Origin of the sequence: Phytobacter sp. V91, from assembly GCF_965644225.1 — a bacterium.
Taxonomy (GTDB): domain Bacteria; phylum Pseudomonadota; class Gammaproteobacteria; order Enterobacterales; family Enterobacteriaceae; genus CBFFRJ01.
Genome location: NZ_CBFFRJ010000100.1, coordinates 1 through 18,990 on the forward strand (window position 1 = coordinate 1; position 18,990 = coordinate 18,990).

Annotated in this window: 20 protein-coding genes; 7 read left to right on the forward strand and 13 right to left on the reverse strand. The window is 52.7% G+C overall.

Annotated elements, in window-relative coordinates:
• Positions 1 to 103: 103 nt before the first annotated feature.
• Genes ACSZO4_RS18380 through ACSZO4_RS18400 form a run of 5 tightly spaced genes read right to left on the reverse strand, consistent with a single transcriptional unit; the run spans position 104 to position 6,261 of the window.
• The gene (locus tag ACSZO4_RS18380; RefSeq protein WP_437890476.1) at positions 104 to 2,170 is read right to left on the reverse strand and encodes an FAD-binding protein; all 2,067 of its coding nucleotides are present in this window, start codon (positions 2,168 to 2,170) and stop codon (positions 104 to 106) included.
• Positions 2,171 to 2,181: 11 nt separating this feature from the next.
• Positions 2,182 to 3,405 carry an MFS transporter gene (locus ACSZO4_RS18385; protein WP_437890477.1) on the reverse strand — a complete coding sequence of 408 codons (1,224 nt, stop codon included), beginning with the start codon at positions 3,403 to 3,405 and terminating at the stop codon, positions 2,182 to 2,184.
• Positions 3,406 to 3,462: 57 nt separating this feature from the next.
• Positions 3,463 to 4,296 carry a sugar phosphate isomerase/epimerase family protein gene (locus tag ACSZO4_RS18390; protein ID WP_437890478.1) on the reverse strand — a complete coding sequence of 278 codons (834 nt, stop codon included), beginning with the start codon at positions 4,294 to 4,296 and terminating at the stop codon, positions 3,463 to 3,465.
• A 9-nt stretch (positions 4,297 to 4,305) separates the two neighbouring features.
• The gene (locus tag ACSZO4_RS18395) at positions 4,306 to 5,457 is read right to left on the reverse strand and encodes a Gfo/Idh/MocA family protein (RefSeq protein WP_437890479.1); all 1,152 of its coding nucleotides are present in this window, start codon (positions 5,455 to 5,457) and stop codon (positions 4,306 to 4,308) included.
• Positions 5,458 to 5,472: 15 nt separating this feature from the next.
• Complete coding sequence (locus tag ACSZO4_RS18400) at positions 5,473 to 6,261, reverse strand: 3-ketoacyl-ACP reductase (RefSeq protein WP_437890480.1); 789 nt, start codon at positions 6,259 to 6,261, stop codon at positions 5,473 to 5,475.
• A gap of 165 nt (positions 6,262 to 6,426) precedes the next feature.
• Between ACSZO4_RS18400 and ACSZO4_RS18405 the strand changes: the two genes are divergently transcribed.
• The gene (locus tag ACSZO4_RS18405) at positions 6,427 to 7,077 is read left to right on the forward strand and encodes a TetR/AcrR family transcriptional regulator (RefSeq protein WP_437890481.1); all 651 of its coding nucleotides are present in this window, start codon (positions 6,427 to 6,429) and stop codon (positions 7,075 to 7,077) included.
• A 32-nt stretch (positions 7,078 to 7,109) separates the two neighbouring features.
• Here the strand turns inward: ACSZO4_RS18405 and sspB are convergent, their stop codons facing one another.
• From sspB to zapE, 5 genes are all read right to left on the reverse strand, one after another.
• Positions 7,110 to 7,607: a ClpXP protease specificity-enhancing factor gene (sspB, locus tag ACSZO4_RS18410; RefSeq protein WP_437890482.1), complete on the reverse strand. Its 498-nt coding sequence runs from the start codon at positions 7,605 to 7,607 to the stop codon at positions 7,110 to 7,112.
• A gap of 4 nt (positions 7,608 to 7,611) precedes the next feature.
• The gene (gene sspA, locus ACSZO4_RS18415; protein WP_437890483.1) at positions 7,612 to 8,250 is read right to left on the reverse strand and encodes a stringent starvation protein SspA; all 639 of its coding nucleotides are present in this window, start codon (positions 8,248 to 8,250) and stop codon (positions 7,612 to 7,614) included.
• A gap of 312 nt (positions 8,251 to 8,562) precedes the next feature.
• Entirely contained in the window at positions 8,563 to 8,955 is a 393-nt protein-coding gene (gene rpsI, locus ACSZO4_RS18420) for a 30S ribosomal protein S9 (protein WP_313064045.1), read from the reverse strand.
• A gap of 15 nt (positions 8,956 to 8,970) precedes the next feature.
• Positions 8,971 to 9,399, reverse strand: coding sequence for a 50S ribosomal protein L13 (gene rplM, locus ACSZO4_RS18425; RefSeq protein ID WP_017374839.1), 429 nt, complete (start codon positions 9,397 to 9,399; stop codon positions 8,971 to 8,973).
• Between the two features lie 291 nt (positions 9,400 to 9,690).
• A complete protein-coding gene (gene zapE, locus ACSZO4_RS18430; RefSeq protein ID WP_437890484.1) occupies positions 9,691 to 10,815 on the reverse strand; it encodes a cell division protein ZapE in 1,125 nt (374 codons plus the stop codon).
• 189 nt (positions 10,816 to 11,004) lie between these two features.
• Between zapE and zapG the strand changes: the two genes are divergently transcribed.
• The 3 genes from zapG to degS all read left to right on the forward strand — a co-directional run bounded on the left by zapG (position 11,005) and on the right by degS (position 14,102).
• Positions 11,005 to 11,403 carry a Z-ring associated protein ZapG gene (gene zapG / locus ACSZO4_RS18435; protein ID WP_437890485.1) on the forward strand — a complete coding sequence of 133 codons (399 nt, stop codon included), beginning with the start codon at positions 11,005 to 11,007 and terminating at the stop codon, positions 11,401 to 11,403.
• A gap of 172 nt (positions 11,404 to 11,575) precedes the next feature.
• Positions 11,576 to 12,943 carry a serine endoprotease DegQ gene (gene degQ / locus ACSZO4_RS18440; protein ID WP_437890486.1) on the forward strand — a complete coding sequence of 456 codons (1,368 nt, stop codon included), beginning with the start codon at positions 11,576 to 11,578 and terminating at the stop codon, positions 12,941 to 12,943.
• Positions 12,944 to 13,034: 91 nt separating this feature from the next.
• A complete protein-coding gene (gene degS / locus ACSZO4_RS18445) occupies positions 13,035 to 14,102 on the forward strand; it encodes an outer membrane-stress sensor serine endopeptidase DegS (RefSeq protein ID WP_437890487.1) in 1,068 nt (355 codons plus the stop codon).
• A 95-nt stretch (positions 14,103 to 14,197) separates the two neighbouring features.
• Here the strand turns inward: degS and mdh are convergent, their stop codons facing one another.
• Positions 14,198 to 15,136 (reverse strand): malate dehydrogenase, encoded by a 939-nt coding sequence (gene mdh, locus ACSZO4_RS18450; RefSeq protein ID WP_437890493.1) that lies wholly within the window; start codon positions 15,134 to 15,136, stop codon positions 14,198 to 14,200.
• 410 nt (positions 15,137 to 15,546) lie between these two features.
• Between mdh and argR the strand changes: the two genes are divergently transcribed.
• The 3 genes from argR (at position 15,547) to yhcN (ACSZO4_RS18465) (ending at position 17,010) form a co-directional block, all read left to right on the forward strand.
• On the forward strand, positions 15,547 to 16,017 hold the full coding sequence (gene argR / locus ACSZO4_RS18455) for a transcriptional regulator ArgR (protein WP_437890488.1): 471 nt from the start codon (positions 15,547 to 15,549) through the stop codon (positions 16,015 to 16,017).
• A gap of 358 nt (positions 16,018 to 16,375) precedes the next feature.
• A complete protein-coding gene (gene yhcN, locus ACSZO4_RS18460) occupies positions 16,376 to 16,639 on the forward strand; it encodes a peroxide/acid stress response protein YhcN (protein ID WP_437890489.1) in 264 nt (87 codons plus the stop codon).
• Positions 16,640 to 16,746: 107 nt separating this feature from the next.
• Positions 16,747 to 17,010, forward strand: coding sequence for a peroxide/acid stress response protein YhcN (yhcN, locus tag ACSZO4_RS18465; protein ID WP_437890490.1), 264 nt, complete (start codon positions 16,747 to 16,749; stop codon positions 17,008 to 17,010).
• A gap of 62 nt (positions 17,011 to 17,072) precedes the next feature.
• Here the strand turns inward: yhcN (ACSZO4_RS18465) and ACSZO4_RS18470 are convergent, their stop codons facing one another.
• On the reverse strand, positions 17,073 to 17,339 hold the full coding sequence (locus ACSZO4_RS18470) for a barstar family protein (protein WP_437890491.1): 267 nt from the start codon (positions 17,337 to 17,339) through the stop codon (positions 17,073 to 17,075).
• Between the two features lie 44 nt (positions 17,340 to 17,383).
• Entirely contained in the window at positions 17,384 to 18,838 is a 1,455-nt protein-coding gene (locus tag ACSZO4_RS18475) for an NAD-dependent succinate-semialdehyde dehydrogenase (protein WP_437890492.1), read from the reverse strand.
• Between the last annotated feature and the right edge of the window lie 152 nt (positions 18,839 to 18,990).

Sequence of the window (18,990 nt, forward strand, 5' to 3'; positions counted from 1 at the left end):
TGAAATACAAAACGCCCGATGATGTTCATCAGGCGTTTTACAGACAGAAAACTGTCAACCTATATCAGGACTAGTCATTCATGTACGTGTTCACTACAACTCGTCAGCGGCGATAGATATCGCCAGTCAGATACTCCGGCCAGTTTTTCTCAAAGAAGAGGGTCGAGAGATCATCCAGCGAGCGCAGGAGTTTCACCTCGACTCTGAACTGACCGTTATGCCAGCTCACCTGGAGCTGCTCCTGCCGGTGTTCGGGCTTCTCCGCCAGAAAGCGGAAGTCAGACAACTCACCTTCGCGGCTGAGCGGCACTGCCTCTCCCTGAGGGGAACACAACATGCGCGCTCCCCGACTGCCTCCCCCCCTGGCAATGTAGGAGTCAAGCGCCGCCAGCAGGGCTTCAGATGCCAGCGCCATTTGCCGCCATTGCAGGCTGAATGCCGCCTGGTGTGGGTGAGAAATAGCAATCCCGTTACGGGCAATACGCTGGTTCAAATCGCGGGCCGCCTGAAGGGCGTCCGGCACCCGTTTAGCCTCACAAACAAACCCGGCCCGCTCACTCATTCGCTGCTGAATTTCATCGCGCACCGCGTCAATGGATAACGCCTCAGGGTGGCGGCTGTCACACTGGATTTGATTCAGCAGCTCTGCGGTTTGCGTTTCAAACAGGGCCGTCGGGGCTTCGCGTGGGGTCGCCGCAATGTGCTTTGCGCAGCGTAAGCCAAACACCTGCCCGGCATTCAGCGCCGCGCCACCTGGCCTTGTCACGCCATGCGTTCCCGCCGCTTCCCCCACCGCATAGCAGCCGTTCAGGGACGAATGCCCCCATGTATTCACGGCAATGCCGCCGTTCATATGCTGGTGGTTGACGTTAAACGCCAGCGGTTGGGTCCTTAAATCGTGTCCGTGATGCTTATACAGTTCAATCGCCAGCGGATTCATGCGTTGCAGGCGGTCAATCGGCAATTCCAGACAGGCGTCGTTATTGCGCAGATAGTTAAAAACGTCTTCATCGAGATTGCCAATCGCAAAAGGCTCGTCTCCGGGCACCGGCAGCGGGTTGCGGTTAAAATCCATAAAAACAGTGCGCCCTGCCTGCGACTCACTGTAAATCGCCAGATCCACCAGGCTCGAGCCAAAGTCCAGCATCCGGGTGGCATGAATCGGCCACTGGTAGCCTTTGCGGAAGATATTTGAGGCCAGTTCACGGGTCGTGCGGTAATAACGAGCGAGGAAATTGTGCTCCTGCCCCTGCTCATCCACCGAATAGATACAGGGCATACTTTGCACGTAGGTGCCGGAGAGATTCCACGGAAAATCGTCACGACGGGTACCAATACCAAACTGGTGCTCCGTCAGGTTAACGGTCGCTACCCCCGCTTCCAGCGCCAGTCCTAATGAGCCAAAACAGCGCTTCGGGTAGACGCTGTCGCGGAATAATTCCCCAGGCCCTCCGGCTGCCAGCACCACCGTCGGACTGCGCATCAGACACAGTCCCCACGGGTTATCCTCTGCTCTGGCACCTTTAACAATAGCGAGGATCCCGGCTACCCGTCGCGCCTCGCCCTCACCCTCGGTCAGGATCCGTACCGCCGTCGCATGGTCGACGAAAGGCACTCCCAGCAATACCGCTTCTTCTGCCAGCACTTTCACCATCAGGCGCGAAGTACGTGGGCCGCAGCTGGTGGCGCGCCCCACTTCGTCATGATCCGTCTGATAGCGCAACACGGCGCCATAGCGATCCTCCGGCAGCGGCAGACCCATACTCTTCAGACCGATAAACGCCTCCACCGAGCCGACGGACTCCACATACGCGGTGTCCGCATCCATTGCTCCGCCTGCGCCAATCGCGCCAGCAAGTGCGGTGAAGTTGTCGCCTCTGAAGCTGGTTGATGCGGTATGCAGCGTCTGTTTATCGGATCCCGAGCAGGCTGACGTCCCCCAGAACAAGGTCTGGGTCGCCACCAGCACATCCACCTTCCTGCGCCGTAGCTCCACCGCCGCACGCAGCCCAGCGGCACCGCTCCCCACTACCAGAGCTTCACTGTGATACAACGGAATGCGAAACCCTTCGATTTCCACCACCTGCTGTGCCAATGCCTGCGAAACATGGCGCGGCATGGCTACATTTGTCAGGCTATCAAGGACAGACTGCGGGATCGTTAATGCCATGTGTTACCTCGTTAAATGCGTGACGACAGCCCGGAAATGTCCATCTCTTTAACCGGCTTTGGCGCCTTCCGTACCCCAAGCAGCAGGACGGAACTGACGACCATCACGCAGGCCGCCACAAACCAGACGGCAGACATGGAGTATTTATCGGCAAAATAACCCGCCAGTACCGGAGAGATGCCGCCAGCGGTCATTCCTACGTTCATCACAAAGCCAATCGCGGAGCCACGAAGCTGCGGCGGTACCAGTTCAGCGGTGAAAGAAAGCACCAGAGGCGTGACGGAATAGCCCAGCAAACCCAGCAACATAACCAGAATAACAACTGCGAAAACAGGAAGTTGTAGAACCATCGCCGCCATCAACAGGCTGCTGGCAACCGTGATGCCAATCAGAATGCCGCGCTTACGGGAAAAATCTCCGCCATCACAAATACGTCCTAAAAGGAAACCGCCGAGCGCACCGGTCAGGCCAAGCAGGCTGGCAATCGTCCCTGCAGTACCAATCGTGAGCTGTTTTACGTTCATCAGGAAGGTCGGCGCCCAGAGCAGGACAATCCACCAGCCACTCAGCAGCAGGAAGTAGTAGAACGCCATCAGCATCACGGATTGATTACGAAATAATTGTTTTAAAGGAATTTTTTCATGCGCAGCAACGGTGACGACCTTTTTAGGTTCAGATTTCACCAGTACGGCATAAGCAATAGCGACCAGGATCCCCAGCCCGCCGGCAACATAAAAAACCACTCGCCAGCCATACTCCGGCCCCAGTACCGCCCCCAGCCAGGTGCCAAAGAATCCACCGATGGGGTAGCCCATCCAGTACAGTGACATTACCGTCGTGCGCTGTTTTTCAGTAGTGACATTCGCCACTTCCAGCGAAGCGGCGGGCCAGAAGACCCCTTCACCAATACCGGTCATCACGCGGTAAAAAATCAGCGATGTCAGACTGCCGGCAGCGCCGGTGAGCATAGTGGCCACCGAGAACATCACCAGTCCCAGGATCAGCACCGGTTTGCCGCTGAGCTTGTCGGCAATAATCCCTGACAGAAACAGAAAACCAATAAAACCATAAAAGAAGGAGCTCATCAGGATGCCGGACTGGCCTTTACCCAGCCCGAAATCCGTCGCAATAAGCCCGATAGCAGAAGAGACAGTCATGCGATCCACGGAGTACATCATGTAACCAAGGCCACATAGCACCGACACCAGTATCATTTTTTTTGTATCTGTATTCATATTTCCCTCGACTAACCTGGTAAGACTGACGAGACATCAGATACAGCCAAAATCTGATTAACAATGCGTCATATGACGCGCTTTACAGGTAGCCAGAACCGTATCCGGGTCGCGTTGCCACCAGTTATGTTCGGAGAAAATCTCCACTTCATGCGCCCCGGTGTAGCCCAGTTCTTCAACGGCCTGGCGCGCGCCGCGAATATCAATGATCCCATCGCCCATCATGCCGCGATCGAGCAACAGGTGTTGAGTCGGGACCAGCCAGTCGCAGATGTGAAAACCGAGGATCCGTTTACGTCCGGCGCGGGTGAGCTGCTGGAAAAACTTAGGATCCCACCAGGTGTGATAGAGATCGACGGCGATACCTAAGCCGTCATCCCCCAGCTCGTCGCAAAGATCGTTGGCCTGCTCCAGCGTATTGACACAGGCCCGGTCTGCCGCATACATCGGATGCAAAGGCTCAATGGCCAGCGGCATCCCCACGTTACGTGAATAATCCAGCAGGCGACCCAGGCCGTCCCGCACCTGACTCCGTGCCCCGGCCAGATCTTTTGACTCGCCCGGCAGGCCACCGACGACCAGTACCAGGCAGGCAGCATTCACCGCCAGGGCTTCGTCTACCGCACGACGGTTATCGTCATCAGCCGCGCGGAGGGCAGCATCATCAACACCGGGAAACATCCCACCACGGCAGTAGCCGCTGACGGTCAGTTCGTTGCTGCGAATCATCTGCGCGGTGCGTTCAAGGCCGAGCGTCTGCACTTGATCGCGCCAGGGCGAGATGCCGCGAATATCATGCCGCGCGCAGCCATCAATAATTTTATCCAGCATCCACTGCTGGCGAACAGTGGCGGTATTGAGTGATAAACGCCGTGGATCAGGTTGTTGCATATCGCCCCCTTAACGCACCAGTGATGGAACATCAACCCAGCGGCGCTCTTTCCAGCTTTGCAGGGCCAGTTCAACCAGTTGCAATCCTTTTGCCCCTTCCAGCAGATTCCAGCGGAAATCGATCTCGCCATGAACATGGCGCAGGAACAGCTCCCACTGCACTTTGAAGGCGTTATCGTAGGTGGTCGTGTCCGGTACCGGTGACCAGTCGTCAAAGAAGTTGTGGGTCTGGCGGACATCGGGATTCCAGACCGGTTTTGGCGTATTGACCCGTGATTGTGTCAGGCAGTCCGTGAGGCCAGCCACGGCGGAGCCATTAACGCCATCCACCTGGAAGGTCACCAGGTCGTCACGGCGAACGCGCACGCACCAGGAGCTGTTGATCTGTACGATGGTGCCATTTTTCAGTTCAAAGGTGGCGTAGGCAGCGTCATCGGCAGTGGCTTTATAAGCATTGCCCTGCTCATCAAAACGCTCCGGGATATGGGTCGCCCCAAGGCAGCTGATGCTTTTGATTTCCCCAAACAGGTTGTCAACCACGTAGCGCCAGTGACAAATCATATCGAGGATGATGCCGCCGCCCTCTTCCTGACGGTAGTTCCAGGACGGGCGTTGAGTGGGTTGCAGATCGCCTTCAAACACCCAGTAGCCAAACTCGCCGCGAACCGACAACACCTGGCCAAAGAAGCCAGCCTGATTGAGCATTTGCAGTTTACGCAGGCCTGGCAGCCAGAGTTTGTCCTGCACCACCCCGTGACATACGCCCTGCTGCTCCGCGTAGTGGTAAAGTTCCATCGCCTCAGACAGGCTGACCGCCACCGGTTTTTCGCAGTAGATATGTTTGCCAGCGGCAATGGCTTTTTTCAGTAATCCAGGGCGAGCCTGAGTGGTGGCGGCATCAAAGAAAATGGTGTCGTCAGGATTTGCCAGCGCGGCATCAAGATCGGTTCCCCAGCGGGTAATGCCCGTCTGTTTTGCCAGTGCGGCAATTTTCTCTTCATTACGGCCAATCAGAATCGGATCCGGCAGCAACCTGTCGCCGTTTGCCAGCAATACGCCGCCTTGATCCCTGATCGCCACGATCGAGCGGATCAGATGCTGATTTTTGCCCATCCGGCCGGTTACACCGTGCATGATAATGCCAACAGAAATTGTAGCCATTGCAGTGCCTCGTAATTAAAAATGGGATTTATTCAGGCCGCCATCGACGTCAATAATCTGGCCGATGGTGAAAGGTAATTTGCCGCTTGCCAGCGCATCGACGACTGTCGCGATATCTTCTGGTTGCCCCCAACGCTTCATGGGAACCAGCCCTTCGCTGATTAACTGGTCATATTTCGGCTTCACGCCGCTGGTCATATCCGTGGCAATAATGCCCGGACGCAGCTCATAGACACCGACGCCCTCCTCTGCCAGACGCAGGGCAAACAGCTGCGTCACCATGCTGGCTGCCGCTTTTGACACGCAATATTCACCGCGTGAAATTGACAGGCTATGGGCGCTACAGGAGGTGATGTTGATGATGGAACGGTGCTGGTGGTTAAGTTCGCCCTGCTGCAACATGACGCGGGCCGCTTTCTGACAAAAGAAGAACATCGCCCTGGTGTTAACGTCCTGACAATACTGATAATTCTCGGGGGTGACTTCCAGCAGATCGCCACGCTGTTTCGCCGCCGTACCGGCATTGTTAACCACGCAATCCAGACGGCCCCAGCGTGCCAACAGCGTGTCAAACATCGCCTGCTGAAGCGGTAAATCAGAAACATCTCCAGGTAACGCCAGAGCTTCAATGCCAAATTGTTCTAATTCCGCTACCATGGCTTGCTGCCGGGCGTGACCTTCTTCGTTGTCCCGACCGTTGATCGCGACATGAAATCCGGCTCTGGCAAGCGCAAGCGCACAGGCTTTTCCAATTCCCCGTGTTGAGCCTGTCACCAATGCTACCGGGCGTTGCGAATGGATCATGAGGATACTCCCTGCTGAGTACGTTACATTTCAACTAAACAGTTGAAACTTCGAAATCAGTATAGAAAGAGTAAAAAATTAAAATCATGATCGGCTTCTCAAAATCAACCAGATGGTTGATTTATTTAAAACTACAATTAAAACAATAGATTGAATGGAGATTCTATGAAAGGGGAATCGAGAACGAAGCGCAGGCATGATCCGGATCTCACAAAATGCCTGATCCTCAATGCGGCCAAAAAGGAGTTCGCGGAGAAGGGTTTTGATGGGGCGAGAATCGATCAGATTGCCGCGACGGCAAAGGTCAACAAGCAGCTGATCTATTACTATTTCGAGAATAAGGACACGCTTTTTACTCACGTATTGCAGGTGGCCTACCAGGATATTCGTACCAAAGAAGCGGCACTGGAGCTGGACCATCTACCAGCCCGTGATGCAGTACTTGAGCTGATGGATTTTACCTGGCATTACTATCTGGAAAACCCGGAATTTATTCAGTTGCTCAATAGCGAAAACCAGCTCAAAGCGCGCCATCTAAAAGAGGTGGATACGATCGTGCCGATTAACAGCACCTGGCTTGCGATCACCCAGCGCATTCTCGATCGCGGGCAGGAAGACGGTACGATCCGCGCGGGGATCGATGCCATGCAGTTGAATATCACCATTTCAGCACTGGGCTTTTTTTATCTGATCAACCAGTCAACACTGTCGATTATTTATCAGCAGGATTTGAAACGCCCGGAAGCGCTGGCGGCAAGACGCACGGTAATGCGCGAGACCATCGCTTGCTGGCTGATGCCCGTAGCACAGGCATAAAAAAGCAGGGCCTGATGGCCCTGCCTGGAAGGTTACTTCACAACACGTAACGAAGGACGCCCGCCGCGTGGCGGAGGATCGTCATCGGGATCGTTATCATTCCCGTGATCGGGTTTGTCGCCGTCGATAACTGACATTACCGTCTCGCTTTCCGGGAGAGGAACGCCTTCATCATCGTTGAGGCTGACCACGTCTTCGTCGTAGGCAACTTCCGGCTCGAACATCGTACCTGCACCGTTTTCACGTGCATAAATCGCCAGCACTGCCGCCAGCGGAACAGAAACCTGACGCGGAACACCGCCGAAACGCGCATTAAAGCGCACTTCGTCATTCGCCAGCTCAAGGTTACCGACCGCACGAGGAGCAATATTCAGGACGATCTGCCCGTCACGCGCATACTCCATCGGCACACGAACGTCAGGCAAGGTGACATCCACGACCAGATGCGGCGTGAGTTGGTTATCCAGCAGCCACTCATAAAACGCACGCAGCAGATAGGGACGACGCGGTGTCAGTTGCGACAAGTCCATTCAGTTAACCCCGGCCAAGGCGCATCTCGCGCTCAGGCTCAGTCAAAGAGGCAAGGAAGGAGTCACGCTCAAATACGCGTGTCATATATCCTTTCAGCTCTTTGGAACCCGCACCGCTGAGCTCAATACCGAGAACCGGCAAACGCCATAACAGTGGTGCCAGGTAGCAATCGACGATGCTGAATTCATCGCTCAGGAAGAACGGCTTCTGACCGAACACCGGAGCAATCTGCATCAGCTCTTCACGCAGTTGCCTGCGCGCGTTATCAGCCTGTGCACCACTGCTATTCTTGATGACTTCCATCAAGGAGTACCAGTCTTTCTCAATACGGTGCATGTACAGGCGGCTTTCGCCACGAGCCACCGGATAAACCGGCATCAATGGTGGATGCGGGAAACGCTCATCCAGGTATTCCATGATAATGCGTGATTCCCACAAAGTGAGTTCACGATCGACTAAGGTCGGTACGCTTTGATTCGGGTTGAGGTCAATCAGATCCTGCGGAGGATTATCCTTTTCCACGTGTTCAATTTCGAAGCTGACACCTTTTTCCGCCAGCACGATACGGACCTGATGGCTATAGATATCAACAGGACCAGAAAACAGCGTCATTACCGAACGTTTGTTGGCAGCGACAGCCATGAAAACCTCCAGGTATATTAAGAATTTTACTGCTACCAGCCTGACTACGACTGGCCAGATGTTGGTTACCTACCCACTCGCACCGTCACTTCCGTTCAAAAATCAAACAAAAAATGAACAATCCCAGGCATTTGGGCAGAAAATTGGATGATAGTTTACCAGATTTTGCAGGCTTTGTGGTGAGGGGATTCCGGAAATGCTGAAAAAGAAGAAGGAATCAACTCGATACTGTGGATAACGTGATTTTTATCCATAAAAAAACCCGGCATAAACCGGGTTTTTTGCCAATTGTTCTGCTTGCGCAGAAAGCAATTAACGTTTGGAGTACTGCGGACGACGACGTGCTTTACGCAGGCCGACTTTCTTACGTTCAACCTGACGAGCATCACGAGTGACGAAGCCAGCTTTACGCAGTTCAGAACGCAGGGACTCATCGTACTCCATCAGAGCGCGTGTGATACCGTGACGGATCGCACCAGCCTGACCAGAGATACCACCACCTTTAACAGTGATGTACAGATCCAGTTTCTCAACCATGTCGACCAGTTCCAGCGGCTGACGAACTACCATGCGGGCAGTTTCACGACCGAAGTACTGTTCCAGAGAACGTTGGTTGATAACGATTTTACCACTGCCCGGTTTGATGAACACGCGAGCTGCGGAACTTTTGCGGCGACCAGTGCCGTAGTATTGATTTTCAGCCATTGCCTATAATCCCGATTAGATGTCAAGAACTTGCGGTTGCTGTGCCGCGTGGTTGTGCTCGTTACCCGCGTAAACTTTCAGTTTACGGTACATAGCACGACCCAGCGGGCCTTTTGGCAGCATGCCTTTAACCGCGATTTCAATCACACGCTCAGGACGGCGGGCAATCATCTCTTCAAAGGTCGCTTCTTTGATACCACCGATGTGGCCAGTGTGGTGATAGTACATTTTGTCAGTACGCTTGTTGCCGGTTACAGCAACTTTTTCTGCGTTCAGAACGATGATGTAATCACCAGTATCAACGTGCGGAGTGTATTCCGCTTTGTGCTTACCGCGCAGACGACGAGCCAGTTCGGTAGCCAGACGGCCCAGAGTTTTACCGGTCGCGTCAACAACATACCAGTCGCGTTTTACGGTTTCTGGTTTAGCTGTAAAAGTTTTCATTAAAAGCTTACCCAAATAAATAAGTTACACGTTGGTGAACACCCAAACGTTTAGTCAGTTGAGGCTCACACGACAAAGTCCGGCAAACCTACCCCTTCGAATAGCCTATGCCAGCACATAGAAAGTTTTGGGAAAAAAACCTTCTCGTAACGTGGGGTCGCAGGATTATAGAGAAGTCGGGGTCAAAAATCGACCCCTTTATGTGATTTGACGTGGGTTTTTCGGTGGCGAAGTTTGTTCGGTCTGGCGCTCTCACCCCCAGCGCCTCTCCCACGGGAGGAGGAGCGTCTTTTATGGCATATGCTTACGCTTCAGATATTCTTCGCTCTGCATCTCCTGCAAACGCGACAGGCAGCGCTGAAACTCAAACTTCAGCCGTTCCCCCTGGTAAATCTCATATAAAGGCGCCTGAGCGCTGACAACCAGCTTAACGTGTCGTTCGTAAAACTCATCCACCAGTGCGATAAACCGCCGCGCTTCGCTCTCCATCAAAGGCGACATGACCGGTACGTCAAACAGCATCACCGTATGGAACAACCGTGAAAGCGCAATGTAGTCGTGCTGACTACGGGCATCCACACACAGAGTGCTGAAAGAGACCGCCAGGGTCTGGTTCTCTTCACCCAGGGCCGCCAGCGGGCGATGGTTAACGTCCAGCGTTGAAGCGGTTCGGTGCATTGACCCTGCCAACGCCTGCCACAGCTTATCCATTTGCCGTTGCGTCTCATCACTCAGGGGTGAAAGCCACAAATGCGCCTGGGTCAGAGTACGCAGCCGATAATCCACACCCGCATCCACATTCATGATGGCGCAATGCTGTTTTATGGCATCAATGGCGGGTAAAAAACGCGCCCGTTGCAAACCGTTACGATAAAGTTCATCCGGCGGAATGTTTGAGGTCGCCACCAGAGTTATACCCCGTGCAAAGAGGGCTTTCATCAGACCGCCAAGCAGCATTGCATCCGTAATGTCTGAGACAAAAAATTCATCGAAACAGAGGACATCCGTCTGTGCTTTGAAGCGATCGGCCACAATCTCAAGCGGGTCGCTTTGCCCTTGTAATTCGGCCAGTTCTTCATGAACTCGTAGCATAAAGCGATGGAAATGGAGACGCTGTTTACGCGTGCCTGGCAGGCTCTGATAAAAAAGATCCATCAGCCAGGTTTTGCCGCGACCTACCCCGCCCCACATATATAGCCCCTTTACCGGGGCTGGCGACGTGGCGTCATTTTTGCCAAAGAGTTTGCCAAATTTTGCCATCAGCCCGCCGCGCTCTGGCGCCGGGGACTCCGTGCTAATAATCTGTTGGTAAATGGAATTCAGCTGCTCAACAGCCTCTTTTTGCACATCATCCGGTTGATGGTTGCCCTCGTTCAGGGCGCTGGTGTATCGCGATGCCGGGGAAAGACTCTGCATGGTATTAACATTGTTCCTTGAAAATCGATCCTGCCCACAGGGTTGACCAAAAAAAAGTCGTTCTACCCTACGCGATGCTGAGGCGGGATTCCACTTCTGCGCAATTAGCGGTTATAGTGGCATAATCAGGCACAGGCAGGGAGCTTGCAGCCACCACCCTACGGACTCAAAAGACAATGGGAGAAGTACATGACCTGGGAATATGCGCTAATTGGGTTAGTTGTCGGTATCATAATTGGTGCCGTGGCCATGCGTTTTGGTAACCGGAAATTACGTCAGCAGCAGGCCTTACAGTACGAGCTGGAAAAAAATAAAGCCGAGCTGGAAGAATACCGCGAAGAACTGGTGAGCCATTTTGCCCGTAGCGCGGAACTGCTCGATAACATGGCGCATGATTATCGTCAGCTCTATCAGCATATGGCCAAGAGTTCTACCAGCCTGTTGCCGGAAATGTCAGCAGAAGAGAACCCCTTCCGTAACCGTCTGGCGGAGTCGGAAGCCGGCAACGATCAGGCTCCGGTGCAAATCCCGCGGGATTACTCTGAAGGCGCATCTGGCCTGTTGCGCGGCGGCGCAAACCGCAAATAACATCGTTTTACACTGCATTTTTAACGGGCGCACATGTTGCGCCCGTCCTGTCTTTACAAACCCAGCTATTATTTAGTCATATCCGCATTGTTACCGGGTCGAAATTTCAATAACATCAAAATGTTTTACGTCGTTTTCTCCCTTTCACTTTAGGTTACGAGAGCCAGCATCAATGAAGAAACAAACCCTGCTGTTGAGTGCGTTCGCGTTAAGTGTCGGGTTAACTCTCTCGGCGCCCATCCAGACTATGGCAGCCATGCCCTCGCAGGTTCCAGGCCAGGGGGCGCTACCCAGTCTGGCGCCCGTGCTGGAGAAAGTATTGCCTGCGGTTGTCAGCGTGCAGGTGGAGGGTACGGCGGTACGGGGGCAAAAAGTCCCTGATGAACTGAAGAAATATTTCGGTGACGGTGTGCCCGAAAGCCAGGCCCAGCCATTTGAAGGGTTAGGTTCCGGTGTCATTATTGACGCCCAGAAAGGCTATGTGCTGACCAACAATCATGTGATTAATCAGGCGCAGAAAATTAATGTTCAGCTCAATGATGGCCGTGAATTCGAGGCAAAACTCATTGGCGGGGACGATCAGAGCGACATCGCGCTGCTGCAAATACAAAATCCCAGTAATCTGACGCAAATTGCTATCGCTGACTCAGACAAGCTGCGCGTGGGGGATTTTGTTGTTGCCGTGGGCAATCCGTTCGGGCTTGGCCAGACCGCCACCTCGGGGATTGTTTCCGCCCTTGGCCGCAGTGGCCTCAACCTCGAAGGGCTGGAGAATTTCATTCAAACCGATGCGTCAATCAACCGGGGTAACTCCGGCGGCGCGCTGCTGAATCTCAATGGCGAACTGATAGGGATCAATACCGCGATCCTCGCCCCCAGCGGCGGCAGTGTCGGTATTGGTTTTGCTATTCCAGGTAATATGGCGCAGACACTGGCGAAGCAGTTGATACAATTTGGCGAGATCAAACGCGGTTTGCTGGGGATTAAAGGCACCGAAATGAGCGCCGATATCGCCAAAGCCTTTAACCTTAACGTACAGCGGGGAGCATTTGTCAGTGAGGTTCTGGCAAATTCAGGCTCAGCCAAAGCAGGCATCAAATCGGGTGATGTGATTGTCAGTCTTAATGACAAGCCGTTAAACAGTTTTGCTGAACTGCGCTCACGGATCGCCACCACCGAACCTGGCACTAAGGTCAAACTGGGACTGCTGCGTGATGGGAAACCGCTGGATGTTGAAGTGACGCTGGATAAAAACACCTCATCGTCAGCCAGTGCTGAGCTTATCTCCCCGACGCTCCAGGGGGCATCATTGAGCGACGGCCAGCTTAAAGATGGCACCAAAGGCATCAGCATTGAGAGTGTCGAGAAGGATAGCGCGGCAGCACAGGCCGGGTTGCATAAAGATGATGTCATCATTGGCATCAACCGGACGCGCGTCCAGTCGATTGCCGACATGCGCAAAGCGCTTGAAACCAAACCCGGCGTCATTGCGCTGCAAATTATCCGCGGCAATGAAACTCTTTATTTATTGTTGCGTTAAGCAAATACTATCCCGGACATCACCGCTGCATGTGATGTCCGGATAACTCATGCTATGCTGCTGCCGATACCTTAACAACGACGCCCGCATCATGCTTTTGAAGCTATTACGCTCGATAATACTCGGTTTAATTGCCGGTGGCCTGATCCTCGCCGCCGTACCCTCACTACGCCAGAAAATTACCTTTTCGGCCCCCCAGTTTGACAGTTCCGATGAAAGCCCTGCCAGTTACAACCAGGCAGTGCGTCGCGCCGCACCCGCGGTGGTGTACGTTTACAACCGTGGGCTCAATAATTCGTCGCATAATCGTCTGGAAATTCGCACCCTGGGTTCCGGGGTCATCATGGACCAGCGTGGTTATATCGTTACCAACAAACACGTGATCAACGATGCTGATCAGATAATTGTCGCCTTGCAGGATGGCCGCGTATTTGAAGCCCTGTTGGTAGGCTCAGATTCTCTGACCGATCTTGCAGTATTAAAAATCAATGCCACAAATGGCCTGCCGGTTATTCCGATCAATGCTCAACGCGTTCCCCATATCGGCGATGTGGTACTGGCCATCGGCAATCCCTATAACCTCGGTCAGACCATCACCCAGGGCATTATCAGCGCCACGGGTCGTATCGGTTTGAACCCGACAGGTCGACAGAACTTCCTGCAAACGGATGCTTCCATTAACCACGGGAACTCGGGCGGCGCCCTTGTTAACTCGCTGGGTGAACTGATGGGGATCAACACGCTCTCGTTTGATAAAAGCAATGACGGTGAGACACCGGAAGGTATTGGTTTTGCCATTCCCTTCCAGCTTGCGACCAAGATTATGGATAAGCTGATCCGCGATGGCCGGGTGATCCGCGGCTATATTGGTATCGGCGGCAGAGAAATCGCGCCAATGCATACGCAAGGCGGAGCCATTGACCAGCTTCAGGGCATTGTTGTCAATGAGGTCGCGCCTGATGGCCCGGCAGCTCAGGCAGGGATTCAGGTGAATGATGTTATTGTCTCGGTCAATGGCAAACCGGCTATCTCAGCCCTGGAAACCATGGACCAGGTGGCAGAAATTCGCCCAGGCTCTGACATCCCGGTTGAGGTCATGCGGGAAGATAAAAAGCTGAAGCTTCAGGTCACCATTCAGGAGTACCCGGCGACAAATTAAGCGTATAAAAAACCGGAGCACATAGCATGTAGCTCCGGTCTTTTTATGCCCTCTTCTGGCGGTAGACAGCACGCCAGGCGGCGATGATCGGTTGGTTATTTGTTGACGAACTCCTCGCCCAGCTGGATTTCTTTACTTAGCGTATCCAGCATATCGTCCAGCGCCTGTTGTTCAAATGCACTGAGTTTGCCAATTGCCTGGCGCTCTTCGATACCATTTTTCCCCAGCAGCAGCGGTTGTGAGAAGAAACGGGCATACTGACCGTCGCCTTCAACATAGGCACACTCCACCACGCCTTTTTCACCTTGCAGCGCGCGAACCAGCGACAGACCAAAACGTGCAGCGGCCTGACCCATCGACAGTGTTGCCGAACCGCCACCGGCTTTCGCTTCAACCACTTCCGTTCCGGCATTCTGAATACGTTTTGTCAGGTCGGCGATTTCCTGCTCAGAAAAACTGACGCCTGCAATTTGCGACAACAACGGCAGAATAGTGACGCCAGAATGGCCGCCGACAACCGGCACCTCGATATCCGACGGCTGTTTGCCTTTTAACTCAGCCACAAAGGTATTAGAGCGGATGATATCCAGCGTGGTCACGCCGAACAGCTTATTCTTGTCATAAACCCCGGCCTTTTTCAGCACTTCAGCCGCAATCGCCACGGTGGTATTAACCGGATTGGTAATGATACCGATACAGGCTTTCGGGCAGGTTGTCGCAATTTGTGCGACCAGATTTTTGACAATTCCTGCATTCACGTTAAACAGGTCGGAACGATCCATGCCTGGTTTACGCGCCACACCTGCAGAAATCAGAACAACATCCGCACCGTGCAGAGCAGGGGTTGCATCTTCACCAGCAAAACCTTTGATTTTAACGGCGGTAGGAATATGGCTGAGGTCAACAGCAACCCCGGGGGTTACAGGAGCAATATCATACAGAGTGAGTTCAGAACCTGAAGGCAGTTGTGTTTTCAGAAGTAGAGCTAACGCCTGTCCGATACCGCCGGCGGCGCCGAGGACTGCAACTTTCATCATAAACTCCTTATTATGGTTAGCTAAATATTTTGTTACTCCGTTGCGGCGACCTTAATTCACCCTGATAATTATGGCATCATGCCAACCAAAATTCTGCGGTATGGCACGCTTTTAAAATATTATAATGGGTTTTTACGACCGACTGACCGGCAAACTAAGCAACTAACACTAAGAGTTTACAATATAGTCCCGGTGACCATCAAAGAAACGCCAACTCAATAACATTTATTTTACTTTTTTTTAATTTGCGACATACAACACAAGCGATTTTGTTCCCCCATACAGGGAACTAACAGAACTTGTGTCTTTAATAACAGTATATTAAATATTTCCACGGTAGATTATTTGCATAAAAATTCATCCATATGCATAATAATGTAGTTTTCACGACCTGATACGGGTGACTTATGCGAAGCTCGGCAAAGCAAGAAGAATTAGTTAAAGCGTTCAAAGCGCTACTTAAAGAAGAGAAATTCAGCTCTCAGGGAGAAATTGTGCTGGCTTTGCAGGAGCAAGGTTTCGACAATATCAACCAGTCCAAAGTTTCCCGCATGCTGACCAAGTTTGGTGCGGTACGTACGCGCAATGCAAAAATGGAGATGGTGTACTGCTTACCGGCAGAGCTTGGTGTGCCAACGACATCCAGTCCACTGAAAAACCTGGTGCTTGATATTGACTACAATACATCGGTTGTCGTCATTCATACCAGCCCCGGCGCGGCTCAGCTTATTGCTCGCCTGTTGGACTCTCTGGGTAAGGCCGAAGGCATTCTGGGCACCATTGCAGGTGATGATACGATCTTCACCACCCCAGCCAACGGTTTCACGGTAAAAGAGCTGTACGACGCCATTCTGGTTCTGTTCGAACAGGAACTCTGATCCCTTTCTCCCCTCGTGCCCTGACGAGGGGAAATCCCGCCTTTGAAAATCGTTAACTCGTCATCAGCAGATCATTATTTTGACATAATGTGCGACTTTTCATTACAAGCCATGCCCCTAAAGAGTTGTTTCGCACAAATCGTCAAATTCACTTATCCATATGATTAAAAACAATTAAATTTAATATTCCGCCCATTTTTATACACTATTTGATATAAGAAATGGTTTTCTTACCAATTAATTACAAAAGCAATGATTATCCTGGTATTAATTTTTGGGGTTATTAGCGTATACTTGCTTTTGTGATGAGGGTCACGAAACAAGACCCCGCGAAATTAAAGATGACAAGGTAATTATCATGAATATTAAATCTACTGTTGCAGCCCTGAGTGTTTTGTCCGTTCTCTCTTTTGGCGCATTCGCCGCAGACTCAATCGGTGCTGATCAAGCGCAAAACCGCGAGTCATTAGGCACCATTTCTGTTGGTGGTATTAACAATTCACCGATGGATATGCGTGCGGAATTGAACAAAAAAGCGGAAGAACAGGGCGCATCGGCTTATCGCGTTATTGAAGCGCGTACCGGAGATAACTGGCACGCCACTGCTGAACTGTACAAATAAGCAATACGTCAACTCTGTATCAACACCTGTATCACCATCGCTCAACGGCACCAGGCATAAAAATAGCGGTTCAACCCTTCTTGCCGTTGGGTATTGAGGAGAAAAAAATGAAACGTAACATCATCATCGCAACCCTGGGTCTGGCTTCACTGCTCTCTTTCGGTGCCAGTGCAGCAACAGTCGTCTCTGCAGACCAGGCGCAAAATATGCAATCGCTGGGGAGTGTTTCTGTTTCCCAGACCGCCAGTTCCCCAATGAGTATCCGTGAGCAACTGTCGGCGAAAGCCGATCAAGCCGGCGCATCAAGCTATCGCGTAACTGAGTTACAGGAAGGCGATACCTGGCATGCCACTGCCGAGCTGTATAAATAATCCCTCGTCGTATATGTGCTACGACTTGCCCCTGCCAGTCAGGGGCTTTTTTTGTCTGTAATTCAATGAATGTTGAAGCGAAATTGCCCTTCCAGCTCTTCCTCTGCCTCATCAAAAAGCAGAATCAACGCCCCGAAGCGCCGCCGTAATTTGTCAGGAAGATGAATGAATTCAATCTCCAGCGGCATCGACAACTCGCCAGTCAGCACATTCCAGAGTGAATCCAGATCGGTTACTTTGCCGTTTTCCATCGAGAACTGGCGGCAAAAGTCACGATAGAACGCCATTTGATCATCGATCTCGTCAAAATCAAAGGTATAGATATTCATGGTCCGCCATCCAGCCAAAGGGGGCGAGTGACCGCCCCGTCAGATCATAATCCCCCAAGATGCAGGGTTTTGACTTCTAAAAACTCATCCAGGCCCAGCACCGATCCTTCACGCCCAAGGCCGGACTCTTTCACCCCACCAAAGGGGCCAAGCTCTGTCGATACCGCACACTCATTAATCCCAATCATGCCGCTTTCAAGCGCCTGCGAAACACGAAACACCCGGGAGAGATTTTGCGTGTAGAAGTAGGCAGCCAGACCAAAGGGCGTTGCGTTGGCACGCTGGATAACATCCTCTTCAGTGGTAAAACGAAAGCAGGCCGCTACCGGGCCGAAGGTCTCTTCTTTCGCCAGCGTCATCTCCTCGCTGCAATCTCCCAGCACCGTCGGTTGCCAGAAATTGCCGCCTAAAGCATGCGCCGCGCCACCAGCTAGCACTTTCGCTCCTCTGGCGACCGCATCCTCAACGTGCTCACGTACTTTCGCCACCGCCGAAGGCTCAATTAACGGCCCCACCACCACCCCATCTTCGAGACCATTACCGACTTTCAGGGCCTTAACCGCATCAGCCAGCTGTTGCGTAAAGCGGTCGTAGACCGACTCGTGAATATAGAAACGGTTTACGCTGACACAGACCTGTCCGGCATTGCGAAATTTGTTGGCGATGGCCCCTTTCACTGCGGCCTCAATATCCGCATCTTCAAAGACGATATAAGGGGCATTTCCCCCCAACTCCATGGAGACCTTTTTCATGGTTTGCGCAGCATTGCGCACCAGCGTTTTGCCAACGGCGGTAGAGCCGGTGAAAGAGATCTTGCGTACCGCATGACTTGCCATAATGGCATCGCTGATCTCCGGAGTATTACCGGCCACGGCATTCAGTACGCCATCAGGCACGCCAGCCTTCTTCGCCAGTGTCAGCAAGGCGAATGCGCTTAACGGCGTATTGTTGGCGGGTTTGATAACGCCAGTACAGCCTGCGGCCAGCGCTGGCCCCAGCTTACGGGTCAGCATTGCCATCGGAAAATTCCACGGCGTAATGGCCGCCACAACGCCAACAGGTTCGCGGGTTGCGTAAATACGGGAGCCTGGTTTGACCGGCGGAATGATTTCCCCATTGGCGCGCTTCGCCTGCTCGGCAAACCACTGAATAAAGCTGGCGGCATATTCCACCTCCCCCTCAGCTTCTTTCACCGGTTTGCCCTGCTCGGTGGTCATTAAGCGCGCCAACCAGCTTTTGTTTTCAATAATCAGTTCATACCAGCGATAGAGGATGGTGGAACGCTCTTTCGCGGTCTTTGCCCGCCAGCCAGGAAAAGCCTTTGCGGCGGCGGCAATCGCCTCTTCGGTCTCTTTTTTCCCGGCCTTCGCGACTTTTGCCACCACGTCTCCTGTCGCCGGATCCAGCACATCAAATGTGCTGTTCAGTGATGTCCAGACGCCATCCACCAGATACCCCGTCTGAAACAGTTCGCTGTCCTGCAATGCCTGCGTCGTCATTTGCTCTCCTTAATGGTGATGAACAAAACCTGCCGTAAAGTATAGCCATAAAAAAACCGACGCTTCTGGCGTCGGTTCAGATTGCTGACGAACCCCACGTTTTTCGTGGGGTTTTGTTTTTGTAGCGACCGCAGGTCGCGATCGCGATATTT

Excerpts from the sequence above, each read along its gene's own strand:
- zapG (WP_437890485.1), top strand. The coding sequence starts at position 11,005 with ATGACCTGGGAATATGCGCTAATTGGGTTAGTTGTCGGTATCATAATT.
- degS (WP_437890487.1), top strand. The coding sequence starts at position 13,035 with ATGCTTTTGAAGCTATTACGCTCGATAATACTCGGTTTAATTGCCGGT.
- yhcN (WP_437890490.1), top strand. The coding sequence starts at position 16,747 with ATGAAACGTAACATCATCATCGCAACCCTGGGTCTGGCTTCACTGCTC.
- ACSZO4_RS18395 (WP_437890479.1), bottom strand. The coding sequence starts at position 5,457 with ATGGCTACAATTTCTGTTGGCATTATCATGCACGGTGTAACCGGCCGG.
- ACSZO4_RS18470 (WP_437890491.1), bottom strand. The coding sequence starts at position 17,339 with ATGAATATCTATACCTTTGATTTTGACGAGATCGATGATCAAATGGCG.
- zapE (WP_437890484.1), bottom strand. The coding sequence starts at position 10,815 with ATGCAGAGTCTTTCCCCGGCATCGCGATACACCAGCGCCCTGAACGAG.
- yhcN (WP_437890489.1), top strand. The coding sequence starts at position 16,376 with ATGAATATTAAATCTACTGTTGCAGCCCTGAGTGTTTTGTCCGTTCTC.
- ACSZO4_RS18405 (WP_437890481.1), top strand. The coding sequence starts at position 6,427 with ATGAAAGGGGAATCGAGAACGAAGCGCAGGCATGATCCGGATCTCACA.
- sspA (WP_437890483.1), bottom strand. The coding sequence starts at position 8,250 with ATGGCTGTCGCTGCCAACAAACGTTCGGTAATGACGCTGTTTTCTGGT.
- ACSZO4_RS18385 (WP_437890477.1), bottom strand. The coding sequence starts at position 3,405 with ATGAATACAGATACAAAAAAAATGATACTGGTGTCGGTGCTATGTGGC.
- rplM (WP_017374839.1), bottom strand. The coding sequence starts at position 9,399 with ATGAAAACTTTTACAGCTAAACCAGAAACCGTAAAACGCGACTGGTAT.
- sspB (WP_437890482.1), bottom strand. The coding sequence starts at position 7,607 with ATGGACTTGTCGCAACTGACACCGCGTCGTCCCTATCTGCTGCGTGCG.
- mdh (WP_437890493.1), bottom strand. The coding sequence starts at position 15,136 with ATGAAAGTTGCAGTCCTCGGCGCCGCCGGCGGTATCGGACAGGCGTTA.
- argR (WP_437890488.1), top strand. The coding sequence starts at position 15,547 with ATGCGAAGCTCGGCAAAGCAAGAAGAATTAGTTAAAGCGTTCAAAGCG.
- rpsI (WP_313064045.1), bottom strand. The coding sequence starts at position 8,955 with ATGGCTGAAAATCAATACTACGGCACTGGTCGCCGCAAAAGTTCCGCA.
- ACSZO4_RS18390 (WP_437890478.1), bottom strand. The coding sequence starts at position 4,296 with ATGCAACAACCTGATCCACGGCGTTTATCACTCAATACCGCCACTGTT.
- ACSZO4_RS18475 (WP_437890492.1), bottom strand. The coding sequence starts at position 18,838 with ATGACGACGCAGGCATTGCAGGACAGCGAACTGTTTCAGACGGGGTAT.
- ACSZO4_RS18400 (WP_437890480.1), bottom strand. The coding sequence starts at position 6,261 with ATGATCCATTCGCAACGCCCGGTAGCATTGGTGACAGGCTCAACACGG.
- ACSZO4_RS18380 (WP_437890476.1), bottom strand. The coding sequence starts at position 2,170 with ATGGCATTAACGATCCCGCAGTCTGTCCTTGATAGCCTGACAAATGTA.
- degQ (WP_437890486.1), top strand. The coding sequence starts at position 11,576 with ATGAAGAAACAAACCCTGCTGTTGAGTGCGTTCGCGTTAAGTGTCGGG.